The sequence below is a fragment of the Bacteroidales bacterium genome, from assembly GCA_016709865.1.
In the GTDB taxonomy this organism is placed as follows: Bacteria; Bacteroidota; Bacteroidia; order Bacteroidales; family VadinHA17; genus LD21.
The window spans coordinates 494,525-509,853 of record JADJLX010000002.1 but is presented as its reverse complement, the minus strand read 5'-3'; the positions used below and the strand labels follow the sequence as shown (position 1 = coordinate 509,853).

Annotated in this window: 8 protein-coding genes; 5 read left to right on the top strand and 3 right to left on the bottom strand. The window is 40.8% G+C overall.

Annotated features, from left to right (window positions below):
- Nucleotides 1–63: 63 nt before the first annotated feature.
- Nucleotides 64–1,284, top strand: coding sequence for a glycoside hydrolase family 88 protein (locus IPJ16_04060; GenBank protein MBK7626362.1), 1,221 nt, complete (start codon nucleotides 64–66; stop codon nucleotides 1,282–1,284).
- 130 nt (nucleotides 1,285–1,414) lie between these two features.
- Nucleotides 1,415–2,683: a serine hydrolase gene (locus IPJ16_04055; protein MBK7626361.1), complete on the top strand. Its 1,269-nt coding sequence runs from the start codon at nucleotides 1,415–1,417 to the stop codon at nucleotides 2,681–2,683.
- Between the two features lie 169 nt (nucleotides 2,684–2,852).
- Here IPJ16_04055 and IPJ16_04050 read toward each other — a convergent pair whose 3' ends face one another.
- Together IPJ16_04050 and IPJ16_04045 are read right to left on the bottom strand one after the other, a co-directional pair.
- Entirely contained in the window at nucleotides 2,853–5,663 is a 2,811-nt protein-coding gene (locus IPJ16_04050; protein ID MBK7626360.1) for a glycoside hydrolase family 2 protein, read from the bottom strand.
- A gap of 139 nt (nucleotides 5,664–5,802) precedes the next feature.
- A complete protein-coding gene (locus IPJ16_04045; GenBank protein MBK7626359.1) occupies nucleotides 5,803–7,167 on the bottom strand; it encodes a glycoside hydrolase family 88 protein in 1,365 nt (454 codons plus the stop codon).
- Nucleotides 7,168–7,343: 176 nt separating this feature from the next.
- Between IPJ16_04045 and IPJ16_04040 the strand changes: the two genes are divergently transcribed.
- Nucleotides 7,344–10,094 carry a glycoside hydrolase family 2 gene (locus IPJ16_04040; GenBank protein MBK7626358.1) on the top strand — a complete coding sequence of 917 codons (2,751 nt, stop codon included), beginning with the start codon at nucleotides 7,344–7,346 and terminating at the stop codon, nucleotides 10,092–10,094.
- Nucleotides 10,095–10,158: 64 nt separating this feature from the next.
- Nucleotides 10,159–10,590 (top strand): endonuclease domain-containing protein, encoded by a 432-nt coding sequence (locus tag IPJ16_04035; protein ID MBK7626357.1) that lies wholly within the window; start codon nucleotides 10,159–10,161, stop codon nucleotides 10,588–10,590.
- Between the two features lie 10 nt (nucleotides 10,591–10,600).
- On the opposite strand, the gene IPJ16_04030 is transcribed toward IPJ16_04035, so the two are convergent.
- Complete coding sequence (locus IPJ16_04030; protein MBK7626356.1) at nucleotides 10,601–11,722, bottom strand: DUF5009 domain-containing protein; 1,122 nt, start codon at nucleotides 11,720–11,722, stop codon at nucleotides 10,601–10,603.
- 378 nt (nucleotides 11,723–12,100) lie between these two features.
- Here IPJ16_04030 and IPJ16_04025 point away from each other — a divergent pair, with 378 nt between their 5' ends.
- Nucleotides 12,101–15,313: a TonB-dependent receptor gene (locus IPJ16_04025; protein MBK7626355.1), complete on the top strand. Its 3,213-nt coding sequence runs from the start codon at nucleotides 12,101–12,103 to the stop codon at nucleotides 15,311–15,313.
- The last annotated feature ends 16 nt before the right edge of the window (nucleotides 15,314–15,329 follow it).

Sequence of the window (15,329 nt, the reverse complement as noted above, 5' to 3'; positions counted from 1 at the left end):
AAAAGTTCAAAGTTCAAAGTTCAAAGTTAGAAGTTCAAAGTTAAAAGTAGTATGATATTTATTATGAAGAGATTAGGTATGTTAATGTTTGTTTTGCTGATACTCATTATTACTTCACCGACAGAAATGTCAGCTCAGACTGTCTCAAGTGCAAAGACAATGGAGTCGATGGTGCTGGCTAACAAATATTTCATGGAGAAATGGCCCGATGTAGGAAAGACTATCATTACAGAACGGGAGCGGCCAAGCAATATATGGACCCGTGGGGTATACTATGAAGGATTAATGTCACTTTATAAGCTCAATGCCGATCCCACATACCTGAAGTATGCACTCGACTGGGGTGAATTTCATAAATGGGGGCTTCGCGACGGAATAAAAACAAGGAATGGCGATAACCAGTGCTGCGGACAGACATATATCGATCTATATATGCTCGACAGATACAAGGAGGAAAGGATCAGAGATATACGGGCATGTATCGACAATATGCTTGCAACTGACAAGATTGATGACTGGAACTGGATTGATGCACTACAGATGGCAATGCCCGTTTATGCCAGACTTGGTAAGATCTACAACGAAGAAAAATATTACGACCGGATGCATGAAATGTATCTGTATACAAAGCTCAAGCACGGAACCAACGGACTCTATAGTAATGAGGACCATCTGTGGTGGCGTGACAAAGATTTTGTTCCGCCCTACAAAGAGCCTAATGGAAAGAATTGCTACTGGTCGAGAGGAAATGGCTGGGTAGTAGCGGCACTTGTGAGAACTATCGAATTTCTTCCAAAGAACAGCAAGTACAAAAAGGAATATATCCAGACATTAACAGAGATGTTTGAGGCACTTGTTCCATTGCAGAGAGAAGACGGATTCTGGAATGTAAGCCTCATGGATCCGACTAACTTCGGAGGAAAAGAAGTTACCGGTACAGCTCTTTTTGTATATGGTATGGCATGGGGAATAAATGAGGGAGTGATAAGTAAAAAGGATTATCAGCCAGTGGTTGATAAGGCCTGGAATGCCCTTGTGACAGAATCTCTGCATCCGAACGGATTCCTCGGGTATGTACAGGGTACCGGCAAGGAACCAAAAGACAGTCAGCCTGTCGGGTATGATATTGTTCCTAATTTTGAAGATTTTGGATTAGGCTGTTTCCTGCTGGCGGGAGCAGAAATGTATAAGCTTGAGAAATCAATGGAGCCCAAAGAAAAGGAGCAAAAGGTTAAGGAACCGAAGAAGGAAAAGGAAAACAAGCCCAGTAAAAAAGGCAAATAGAAATAGTTTTTTTCTCTGTGAAACTCTGTGTATCCTCTGTGTAACTCTGTGTCAGTTCTTTTTTTTTATTACACAGAGATTCACTGAGAATACACAGAGAACCACAGAGAAGAGCATAAATTTATATACAATGAAAAAGATTCTTTTCCTTCAAGTAGTTCTGATTCTGGTTCTGATTATTTCATGTACAGAGAAACCTCAGACTACACTTCAGCCGGCATCACCGGAATCAGTAAATGTATCATCAGACCGCCTGGCCCGGATTGATAAAATGATACAACAGGGAATCGACAGCGGCTGGATTGCCGGTGCGACCGGATTTATTGCCCGTGACGGAAATATAGTTTACAATAAGTCGTTTGGATACAGTGATATAGAGAAAAAAACCGTTCTGAAGAATGATGATATCTTCAGGATTGCCTCTCAGACGAAAGCTATAACAAGTATCGCTGCAATGATGCTTTTTGAAGAGGGTAAATTTCTCCTCGACGACCCTGTCTCGAAATACATTCCTGAATTTTCGAATGCTCAGGTAATAGATAAATTCAATCCTGCAGATACAACCTTCACTACAGTAAAAGCAAAAAGAGAAGTGACAGTTAGAGACCTGCTTACACATACTTCAGGTATCGATTATGCTGGAATAGGATCTGCAACGATGAATGCAGTTTATGCAAAAGCCGGAATTCCAACGGGCTTTGTAAGCGAGAAAATTGTTCTTGGCGAAAAGATCAGAGTACTTGGAAGACTCCCGCTGGTTCATAATCCGGGCGAACGGTTCACCTATGGTCTTAATTCAGATGTTCTGGGATACCTGGTTGAGATATGGTCGGGAGAAACACTTGATAACTATTTCCATAAACATATTTTCGAACCGCTTGGTATGAATGATACATATTTTTATATTCCGGAAGAGAAAAAGGAAAGACTTGTAAAGGTATCACTTGAGAACGGAAAGAAGCCTCTCAGTGTCGTTACAGATGGGTTTGTGGATTATCCTCTGGCAGCAGGTACTTATTATTCAGGGGGAGCAGGATTGAGTTCAACCACAATTGATTATGCTAGATTTCTTCAGATGTTATTAAATAATGGTACTTACAACGGAAAGAGACTTCTTGCCAGAAGAACCGTTGACCTGATTACTTCAAATCAGATTGGGGACATAGATTTGGGAAGGGATAAATTCGGTCTCGGATTTGAGATCACAACCAAAGAGGGCCAGACCAGGCTGGGTATATCAGAGGGCTCTTTCTCATGGGGAGGATATTTTTCAACAAATTACTGGGCCGACCCCAAAGAAAGGTTGGTCTGCCTGCTTTTCATACAGCAGTTCCCGATGAGCCATGGCGAGATCCATGATAAATTCAAAGCCATGGTATATCAGGCCATTACGGATTAATCTAAAATTTAAGATGCAATATCGTTGTAGAGACGCAATGCATTGCGTCTCTGTATTATTACAGGCCACATTATAATAGATCCGCATTAATTACAGGCCACATTATAATAGTTCCGCATTAATTACAGGCCACATTTAATGAGACGCAATGCATTGCGTCTCTACGTTTTTAACGATTTTGGGATTTCAATGGTGTAATCGTCACCGGACCAATCAATCCAGATTCCATTGGTTTCCATTCCGATGCATCAAATATGCCATTCCTGTTATTTTCCTTAAGTCGTGCAGCCATATTGATATTGTAGAACTTTTTCCATTCAATCTTATTCCGGTCGAGATATGCAATCCTGTTTGCCATCAGATTAGATACATTAAGTTCAAGAGTATTGACAGACTTAACAAGACTTTTATCAATTTCAAAACTGAAATCAGGACCAATTAAACTGCCAACCTCTTTGCCGTTAAGTGTAACTTTTACACTATTAAAAACTTTTCCAAAGTTGATCGAATAAGCGTCTGCTTTTCCAGCAGGTTTATTGAAACTGATAGTATATTTTGCTGTACCTGAGAAGTTTTTCAGATCATCCACGCCAAAATTTGTCCAGGATATCAGTGTGTTTACCTCTTTAGCTTCCGGAAGTGTTGGTCCGCCCCTGATGAACTCAACTTTCCAGGTTCCTGATATATCAAGAGGTTCAGATGCCGGATCAAAAAACAGATATGGTTTTCCTTTATATTTCACAGACGAAGTCTCTATAATCATTGATTCCCCGGCTTTCAGATTCATATATACTTCTGATTCACCGTTCCCGGAAATCCTATTTTGAGCGGTCCCTGTTTTTTCAGTCATAGGATTAAAGATAGCAGCATATGAGGCTTTAACGCTAAGCGGAAGCCATCCCTTAAATGCTTTATCTGATTGGTTGTTAATAAAATAGCAGAATCCGGTTTTTGTCTCTCTCCTGACAAACTTAATTCCCCTATCGGACATTGGTTCACGCCTTATTCCGGCATAAGCCAAAAGAGAATTCAGGTCAGTACCCAAGATTATTTTCCCGTTTCCTACAATAGCCTCAGAGACGTTTTCGGTTTTGGTCGGTTTAAATATGAGTCCTTCTTTCATTTTTCTGAAATCATCGCTTCGTGATTCCATGTCGGCCCACCCGGCAACATTCTCAGGCAGATTTCCGAATACTATAATATTAGCTCCTGAACTGGCAAGTCTGAGTACCTGAGAGAATGTCTCTATCGGAATATATTTTGAGCCGGGTATGACAAGTGTTTTGTATGTATTTCCCTGAGTCTGCAGCAGATTTTCACCGGCATCCGTATTCATAATCTGAAGGTCAGATATATAATCAAATGAGTACCCTTCTTCGAGCATAGTTTCTGCTCCTGTTTTAAATGGTGTGCCATTATATGCCGGACTGATCGCATCAAAATGTTCGAGCATTCCTCTTCCATAATCAGAATATCTGTCAAAAATCGGAAAATACAGAAGTATATCATTATCAGACTTCCCGGACTGGAGAAAAGACTGAACCCTGGCTATATAACTATTCAGTTTTGAGAAGTCGTTCCAGAAGCTGTTAGCGGGAGTGAACTCAACTGCCGCGTAAAACAAAAATCCGGGCCATGGTTCGTTTTGGGGTGAAAAGCATGTACCATGATAAAACAGGTGATTAATGCCTCCAAGAAAAAAGAGATCAGCAGCTTTCCTGACATCAGCAAGCGATGAAGTAAAGTGCTCACCAAGCCAGGTGGCTGCTTCACATGAGGCATACTTTTTACCTGTAACATTGGCTGCTGATGAGGCAAATTTAAGTTTTGTTATCTCATTTCCTTCCGTTTCCGGAATATCAGAAGCGGCATAGAGATCAAGAATATTTCCCGGAGAGCCATGAGCCTGGTTACGTGTAGTCTTTCCCTGTTTATTTGCCCATGCAGTCCAGCGGGTTGTAAATTTCTCAAGAATAAGGTCTGCGATAGTCTGACGATAATCTGAAAGAACCCTGCTGTTTTTATCCGGAGTATCTTTCTGAAACAGTGCCGGAAGTTCACTTCTCAGATCATAACCTCTTCTTATAAAAAATTCATTGAACAGGTCGTTTGTCCAGTTTGCCTGTCCCGATGCATCATCCACCTCATAGGAATCGTTGAAATATCCCCGCAGGGATTTTATATCGTAGTCCTTAAAAATCATATCGAAGTGCTCCAGGTAGGTATCAATAGCTTTACCTGAAAAGTGGTCGATAACATCACCTTCGCCACCCGGACCAGCCCTTTCGGCCATCTTGCCATGCCACCCTTCAAACAGGGCATAAAGAGTCCAGTTGCCGGAAGGGGCGACCCAGTTGAGTGTTTTTTCTGATGTTACCCTGCTGGTAAGATTTATGACAGTCCCTGAATCGGAATAGGCCATTAGAGTCTTAAGCGGTAATGGTTTCTCAAAACGGATCTGGTCGAGAGCATATAACTGGAGATTCTTGTTCTTAGCGATCGGATCAACAAGTTTTGCTATATCAGGTTTCTGACCAACCGGCCTTACCAATGGCTGTTGTATGAATTCAATTTTTTCTGACAGGGATTCTCCGGTTTTAAGAGAATAGGTTTTAAAATTTATGTTTTTGCAGGCGTCTGCCGGATCGACCCATGGCCCACCGAATGGCCATCCTGATGCGTTTGCGAGATCAATTCCAAGATTGAGTCTTTCACCCTCCTTCAGAGTGTGTATAAACATTTCCATCCACTTGGGCGACAGGTAGTTGATGAATTTGTCTTCCTGTCCTTTAACTCCATAAATGACTGCAATCTCCATACCTCCCAGTCCGGCTTGCTTATATGTCTCCATAGCAGCAGTCAGGTCAGTTTGTGTTACTATACTACCCGGCCACCACCAGCGAGTCCAGGGTTTGTTTTCACTTGTTATCTCAGGCCATGTAACCTGCTGTGCAGCTGTTGCCTGAGAGAAAAGCAGCATAAGGATTAAGAATCTCTTCATGTTAATTTGATTTTTCTCTGTGTAACTCTGTGCTTACTCTGTGTAACTCTGTGTCAGTTCTTGATTTTTTGTTACACAGAGAAAATCCGGAGGAGCCACAGAGAGACACAGAGGAATTTTATCTGTAGTTTCTCCAATCAGTACCCAGCGGATAAAACATCACTGCGGCGTCGTTGATAACAACCTGGTAGTTCTTCAGAAGTTTTATCATTTCAGCACCAGCCATAATTACCGGACCATAGCCATGTGCTGCAGCAACATTAACTGGCCTGTTGTAGTAGAATGAAGGATCGAAAGCCATTCCTGTTCCGACACAGGTTCCTTCAACCTCGCCTTTACTGTTTACCTTGGTCTGTACAGCATTCCATCCAAGCACTGCCATTGGTCCAAAAGCCTGTGAATCAACCCATCCCTCATTAATAGCATGGGCAGCACAATATGTAAAAATTGCAGTAGCCGAGGTTTCTAAATAGGAATCATTCCTGTTTATTAACTGGTGCCAGAAACCTGTTCCTGACTGATAAGAAGCAATACCTTTCAGATGATTACGAAACTGATCGAGTATTTTTGTTCTTGACGGATGATTTGCGGGAAGAACATCAAGAAGCTCTGACATTGCCAAAAGAGCCCATCCGTTGCATCGTGCCCAGTAAAATTCCGGATGAGGGTTCATCTCCTGGATCCAGCCGTGCATATAGAGATTCTGATTTGTATTAAACATCCTTGCAGAGAACTGGAGAATCTGTTTGCAGGCATCGTCGTAGTATTTGGTATTGCCTGTGAGCTTTCCCATCTGAGCCAGTGCAGGCACACTCATGTAGAGATCGTCGAGCCATAAAGCATTTGGTAATGGTCTGTTTCTGGCCAGGGTTCCGTCTGGCAGTCTTTGCTGTTTGTCAGAAATATAATTTATATAATTATCAACGAAAGGCCTCAGGGCAGGTTTACCTCCGGCATTCATTGTTTTAATCATTGCTGCGCACATCGATCCGGCATCATCAAGTGCCCTGGGTTCCAGTACTGATCTGACCGGGCTGTTTGTTGTAGGATTAGTTTTGAAGAATTGTGCCACATCGCCAATCAGGTTGATTCTTTTAACAGTATATTCCCTGTACTTTGGATCACCTGTAGCCTCGCTGGCAACCAGCATGGCTCCGTAGGCTACACCCCATTCATAACTTATAAGCCTGAGAAAACCAGGTTCAAATACAGATTTTGAAGTAAGCTTTGTCAGGTCGGTGATTTCAGTTTTGGACTGAATGTCGATTACCTTTGCAGGAGTTGCTGCTTCAAGAAATGTATATAAACGATTAAGTACACCAGTAATATCTTCAGTCTTCTGAGGGCCGTAAGGCACAGGATAGTCGGGAGGCAGAAGGTGGAGAGCTGTGTTGGAGTCGTTAACCTTTGCAGGTGTTGTCTGGGACAATACCGGGAAGGATAAACCTGCTAATAATAAAATGATTATGATTTTGGTTTTCATGTTATATGTATTCTAAATCATTAATATCAAATTTGTAGAAATGCAATGCCTTGTGTTTCTCTTGTTTTTTCATTGAGACGCAATGCATTGCGTCTCTACTATAACAAATATATCAAATTCTTAGTTCCTGTGAATTTTTTTATTGATCTTGGTATCTCATTTTTATTAATCTCCCGATGAAAAAAGCGCTACTTTTTATTGCCATGATTTGCGGATTTTCTGTAATCAGAGCACAGGAAACAGAAATACAATATTTGTCAGGTACTGATAAAGACAATATGGTTCAATGGGATTTCATGGTTAACAACGGCATGAACAAAGATAAATGGAGCAAAATAGGAGTTCCATCCAATTGGGAACTTCAGGGATTCGGCTCATATTTATACGGGAAGGTCAATAAAGAAGTTAATGAAACCGGACATTATAAATATGAGTTTAATGTATCTGAAAACTGGAAAAAGAAACTGGTGTTTATTGTTTTCGAGGGCTCAATGACAGATACCGAAGTGAAAATAAACGGGAAACCGGCAGGACCTATACACCAGGGGGCCTTTTATCAGTTTAAATATGACATAACAGGGCTATTGAATTGGGGAGGGAATAATCTTCTTGAGGTGAAGGTAACAAAAGAATCAGCTAATGAGAGTGTTAACAGGGCTGAGCGGTTATCCGACTATTGGGTTTTCGGAGGGATCTTTCGTCCCGTTTACCTGAAGGCAGTCCCAACACAATTCATCGACAGAGTTGCAATTGATGCTAAGGCGGATGGCTCTTTTTATATGGATGTTTACACTAAAGGAAAAGGGAAAGCAAGAATAGTAACTGCTCAGTTGCAGACTATTGACGGCAAACCATTCGGCGGAAAAATTTCTTCATCAATAAATAAAGATACAACAGGTAAGGCTATACTCAAAGGAACTTTCTCAAAACCCGCTTTGTGGAATCCTGAGTTCCCGAATCTTTATCAGGTTGTTGTGACTATAACTTCAGGAGATAAGGTAATTCATCAGCTGACACAGAAGTTTGGATTCCGCACAGTTGAGGTCCGGCCTGAAGACGGGATCTATGTAAACAATCAGAAAATTATATTCAGAGGTGTATGCCGGCATACTTTCTGGCCCTCTTCAGGAAGAACAAGCAGTAAGAAGCTGGCAATTGATGATGTCAGCTTAATGAAGGACATGAATATGAATGCTGTGAGGATGAGTCATTATCCTCCCGACCAGTATTTTCTTGATGTATGCGATTCTATGGGAATGTTTGTATTGGACGAACTCGCAGGATGGCAGAAATTTTATGATACTCCGACAGCTAAAAGGCTTGTCAGACAGGTCGTTGAGAGGGATGTGAACCATCCGTCTATTGTATTATGGGATAATGGGAATGAGGGCGGTTTTAATAAAGATGTAAGAGGGGATTATGCCCTGTATGATCCCCAGAAACGTACCGTAATTGAACCATGGTCAATAATAAACAACACTGATACAAAGCATTATCCGAAGTTCAATTATGTTCAGAACGTATTAAATAATGGTAAGAATATCTACTTCCCTACAGAATTCCTTCACGGATTAAATGATGGAGGTCATGGCGCAGGACTTGATGATCAATGGAACTTCATGATGTCAAAGCCTTTGTCGGCTGGTGCCTTTTTGTGGGTATTTGCAGATGAGGGTGTTGAACGACGCGATAAGAATGATTCGATCGACACCTGGGGCAATCAGGCCCCTGATGGCATCCTTGGTCCATACCATGAGAAGGAGGGAAGCTTCTATACCGTGAAAGAAATATGGTCACCGGTTCATATTAAAACAACAAAAATAGGGCCTGATTTCGATGGAAAGCTTGAGGTAATTAACAGGTTCCTGTATAGCAATCTTAACCTTGGCAGCTATTCCTATGAACTTGTGAAGTATGGTAATAATTTCCCCAAAATTGAGACTGTCAGAAAATCCGGACCAGTTAAATCTCCTGATATTGGAGTTGGTGAACATGGAACTTTGAACCTTGAACTCCCTGTTGACTGGAAAAGCTATGATGTTTTGTACGTAACTGCAGTTGACCAGTATGGGCGTAATATAAACACATGGTCGTGGAATATTGTCAGCCCTCAGGATTTCAGTTCCCGCACTGTGAATTCATCTTCAGCTTCCACCGGAATAGCATCTGTTTTTAACGATCAGCTTAGTGTTTCATCGGGGAATACTATTGTTACTTTTAATAAACTGACCGGATCAATAACCTCAGTAAGCAATAATGGAAAAGATATACCATTCGGAGGGCTTGAGTTTGCCGGATTGAACCGTAAATTTAAGGAGATGAAAAGTTATGCCCTTGGGGATGACTATATTGTTGATATACAATACGACAGTGCATCTTATGCAAAATGGACATTTCTGAAAGGCGGATGGCTGAAGCTTGATTACGGGTACTCACTTAATGGTTCACACGACTTTTCGGGTATCTCTTTCACATATCCTGAGAATCTTGTAACAGGTGCAAAACTTATGGCTGATGGTCCGTACCGTGTATGGAAAAACCGGCTTAAAGGAACTCAATTCGGTGTACATGAAAAGAAATACAACAATTCCATCACCGGACAATCATGGGAATATCCCGAATTCAAAGGATATTATTCGAATTTCTATGCTGTTGAGATCCAGACAAAGGAGTTGCCGATAACAATTATTTCATCTACCGATGATCTGTTTCTGCATCTCTTTACACCGGCTGTTGCAACTAATTTAAAAGGAGTGAGGGGAGGAGTTAATCCGCCTTTCCCTTCCGGCAATATCTCATTGTTGCATGGTATCAGTGCGGTTGGCACCAAGTTTTCACGTGCCGATGAAGAGGGACCGCAGGGTAGAAAGAACATTTATAATGGTGAACAATTAACAGGAACGATATATTTCCGATTTGGGAAATAAAACCTCTCCCCAAACCCCTCCCCCGAGAGGGAGGGGCTTAGCTCCTCTATAAATTTTAAATTCTATGGTTTATTTGGGCAAAACAGTAGAAAGAGAAATGTATTTCGGTGCAAAACCTGAACTATTCAGATTAGCTAACGAGATGCGAAATAATCCAACTGATGCTGAAAATCAACTTTGGAATCAGATAAGATTATTTCGATCTCAAGGATTTGTTTTCAGGAGACAGCATCCAATAGGTATTTTTATTGCTGATTTTTATTGTCATAAATTGAAATTAGTAATTGAAGTCGACGGGGAAATACATAACAGTGATGAGGCCAGGGAACATGATGATGGTAGGACAGGTGAGTTGGAAAGACTTGGATTAAAAGTACTTCGGTTTACAAATGAACAAGTCATTGATAATAAAGAATATGTGTTAAGTCAACTTAAAATATTTATTACGGAACAATCTTCCCCCTCTCTCCAGGGAGAGGGGGATAAGAGGGGGTGAGGTGAAATTATTACACCTTCAGAAATATCTTCTTCTTATACAATATATAAAGGAATACCCATGCAATTGCGGTTATTCCTGTTGCATTAATAAGTTCTGTCCACGACTCAGGCATAACTGCAGCTAAACCGCCAAAAAAGAACCTGTTGGCTGAACTGAAATTTATTATCCGGCCTGCGAGGTATATTGTTATTGGATTCACACCAATTACGACAAAGAAGAATGCCCATTTTTTATACTGCCACACATCTATTATCAGATAGAATATTGAGAACAACAGAAGGCTTAGTCCGCCAACAAAGCATACAAAGGAACTTGTCCAGATATTTTTATTTATAGGGAAGGTGAGGTTCCATACTTTTCCTATAACCATCAGAGCCACAGCTGCCAGAACCAGGTAAAGGATTTTTTTAAGAGGTTTGTCCTGAAGATATTTTGAAAGCATAAATTCTCCTGTGAACATTCCGAGTAATGCTGTTCCTATAGCTGGAATAGTACTGAATAACCCTTCAGGATCGTGGTTCCCAAGATATAGTCTGCCGGGCATAAGCAGCCGGTCGATATGACTGGCAAGGTTGCCTTCCTGGGAGTAGATATCAGTTGACCCCAGATCGTGAGCCGGGAAAAGAATCATTAAAAGCCAGTAGCCAATAAGGATAACCCAGAACCAGACAATTCTGGTAGTGAGTTTTGTGTTCATGAAGATCAGAGCTCCGAACATCCAGGCTAATCCAATCCTTCCAAGAACACTGCCATATCTTAAGCTCTCAAAATTGAATTTTATACCATTATTATATATGATGCCAAGAAGAACGAGAATCAATCCCCGACCGATAACATGCTTATAGATTGATTTTCTGCTGTCGTTATTTGCTATTCTTTTAGCAAGGGAAAAGGGGAAAGATATACCTGCTATAAAAAGGAAAAGAGGGAAGATCATATCATAGAATACAAATCCATGCCAGGGAACATGATCGAGTTGTTTTGCCCACCATTCCAATATTGGCCATCCTGTAAGAGCAGCCAGTCCCACAAAGATACCTTCTCCTCCCATAATCCAGAACATGTCAAATCCTCTGAGAGCATCAAGAGAGTAAAGACGTTTGATAACCGGTTTGTTTTCTGTTTCCATTGAATTAATAGTTAATAATGTTTGAGTAAAAAGGATAATCGCAGAAATATCTATAAGAAAAATAAGATTAGTACTGGTATTTCAAAGATATAAAAATTGGAACATGTGAGTCACATTAAGACGGATCAAATTAGCAGAAATGAGTGTTAAAAATCCTTAATATCCATGCCTTACAGAATTGACATTCTTAAATATTTCATATCTTTATTCCTTATATGTTCTTTTATTTCAGAACTTCAAAAACATTTAATAATTGTGTATGTTTTTATTAACCTCTCTTTAACCTGATTGAAACAATAGTCCTATTATTTTGTTACCAAGATTAAATGTGTTAATATTTTTAATCAAACCCTAATATTCACTAATCCATTTTAATTTATGAAAAACTTCCTACTGATCCTGTTATTTTTGGCTTCGACAGCTGTCTACGGCCAAAAAATAACCATTACCGGAACAGTTTCCGACGAGAAAGGGGTAACCCTTCCGGGAGCTACTGTTCAGGTTAAAGGCACAAATCAGGGTGTCCTTACTGATTTTGACGGTAAGTATTCTATTGATGTTGCCAGCTCTGATGTGACTCTGACTTTTTCTTTTGTCGGGTTCACTGCGAAAGAAGTACCTGTACAGAACCAGACATCTGTTAACGTGATGCTTAGTGCTGATACCAGGACACTTGACGAGGTTGTTGTTGTTGGTTATGGTACTCAGAAAAAACTTAACCTTACTGCAGCTGTAGACCAGGTAACAAGTGAAGCCCTGGAAAACAGATCTGTACCCAACATTACACAGGGCTTACAGGGTGTTATGCCTAACCTTAACATCAGACTTCTCGATGGAAAACCGACTGCTGCTCCTAGTTATAACATCAGGGGAACCACGTCAATTGGTCAGGGCGGTAGTGCACTTGTACTTATCGATGGTGTTGAAGGCGATCCAAGTTTGCTGAACCCGAATGATATTGCCAGTGTATCAATGCTTAAGGATGCAGCTTCTGCTTCAATTTATGGTGCCAGAGGTGCATTTGGAGTTGTACTTATTACAACCAAAAATCCTGATAAAGGAAAAACATCTGTTACTTTCTCAAGTAATTATGCAATCAAGACTCCTATCGGGGTTCCTGATTTCGTAACCGACGGTTATACCTGGGTTACAATGTTCAGAGATGCTTTCTTAAACGGCGACGGTTCATTCCCGCAGAACATTAACAAAACTCTTAAGGTCTCGCAGGCATATATCGACAATTTTAAAGCTCTTGTCGAATCAGGCCAGCCTTACGAAAAAGTCCAGATCGATCCTGTTACCGGTGAGTATGTCTATTATGGAAGCACTGATTTTTATGCAGAGCTATACAAACCAAGAACAGGATCATCCGACAATAACATTTCAATAAGTGGTAGTGGTGAGAAAACAACCTACCTGGTATCTGGACGTTATATGAAACAGGATGGATTATTCAGATATAACTCTGATGATTATAACATGAAGAATTTCAGGGCCAAGGGGACAATCCAGGTATTTCCTTGGTTGCAGATTGAAAATAACACCGATTACTCTGAGATGTTCTATCACAACCCTATGAACGTGGGTGAAGGAAGCGGAATCTGGAGGAATATCGGTGACGAGGGACATCCAAACGGAACCATGTTCAACCCCGACGGAACTCTTACAATGGTATCTGTTTATAATGTCGGAGACCTTTATTACGGTAAAAACTATATAGAAACGAAAAGACAGACTTTCAAGAACACCACAGGATTTACATCTACATTCCTTGACAAAAAGTTAAGAATAAAAGGTGACTTCACAGTTCGGAATAACAATAATAATGTGCTTCGCCACAGGGTACAGGTTCCTTATAGCAATAAACCCGGTGTAATAGCATATGTAGGAACTACAACTAACGATCTGACATTTGAAGATGCGGGTACTCAATACCTGGCTGCCAACCTTTATTCTGAATATGAGAATACTTTTAACGATGCTCATTATATTAAGGTTCTTGCTGGTTATAACTATGAACAGTCTACTTATAACAGACTCGGAGTACAGAGAAACGGTATTATCTATGAAGATGCCACTGATCTGAACCTCGTTCTTGGTCAGGCAATAACAACCGGTGGAGGTTATGAAAAATGGGCTATCATCGGTGGATTCTCAAGGCTGAACTATTCCTATAAAGACAGGTATCTTTTGGAAATCAATGCCCGTTATGATGGTTCTTCAAAATTTCCTGAGGACCAGAGATATGCATTCTTCCCTTCAATATCCGGAGGATGGCGTGTAACTAAAGAAGCATTCTGGAATGTGTCCCCGAAAATAATTTCTGATATTAAGTTAAGAGCTTCATACGGTTCTTTGGGAAATGGTAACATTAATTCTTATGTGTATCAGGAACAATTCTCTATTTCTCAGTCAGGTAACATTCTTAATGGTGTGAAACCACAGTATACAAGCAGACCATCTGTTCTTCCTGATGGAATTACCTGGGAGACAGCAACTACAACCAACCTTGGTCTTGACTTTGCGTTGCTTTCAGACAGGCTCAGATTTGTCGGTGACTACTATATCCGTAACACAACTGATATGTACACTATCGGTCTGACACTTCCTGCTATCTTCGGAGCTACTGCACCTAAGGGTAACTACGCTGACATGGAGACAAAAGGATGGGAATTATCACTTACATGGAGAGACAAATTCAACGTTGGCTCAAAACCTCTTAACTACAGTGCAAGATTCACACTTGCCGACAGCAGATCAGTAATTACACGTTACAACAATCCCGACAAACTTCTCTCTGATTACTACGAAGGTCAGGTTATTGGTGAAATGTGGGGCTATACAACTGAAGGATTCTTTATTGATCAGGCTGACATAGATTCTCATGCAAAACAGAATCCTCAGATGAGAGCTTCTCCAACAAATATCTGGTACCCGGGTGATATTAAACTCCTGGACTCTAACGGTGACGGTCTCATAAACAGAGGTGCAAATAGTGTTTCTGATCCTGGCGACCGGTCAATTATCGGAAACAATGCTCCTCATTACAATTATGGAATTACTCTTGGTGCTGATTGGGACAATTTCTTCTTGTCAGCATTCTTCCAGGGTATTGGAAAGCAGCAGTGGTATCCGAGCACAGAGTCAGAATCGTTCTGGGGCCAGTACAACAGACCATATAACAATATTCCTATCTGGCATCTTGGTAATATGTGGACACCTGATAATGTAAACGCTTATCTGCCAAGAACAATGTCACGTGCTGCATCAAGCAATACTTCAAGGACCCTTGGAGTTGTTCAGACGAAATATATACAGAATATTGCTTACCTGAGATTAAAGAATATTCAGCTAGGTTATAACCTTCCAAAGAATCTGGTTGCTAAAATCGGTGCAAGCGATCTGAGAGTCTACATGTCAGGTGAAAACCTCTGGACATGGTCTCCGCTTTATAAGATTGTTGGCAAGGGTCACATAGATGTCGAGAATACCGGTCCTTCTGATCAGTTATTTACATCAGGAAACGCAGGTGACGGATACAATTATCCAATGATGTCAAGCACTTCATTCGGTATCAGTGTTACATTTTAACTAATAAAAAAATTAC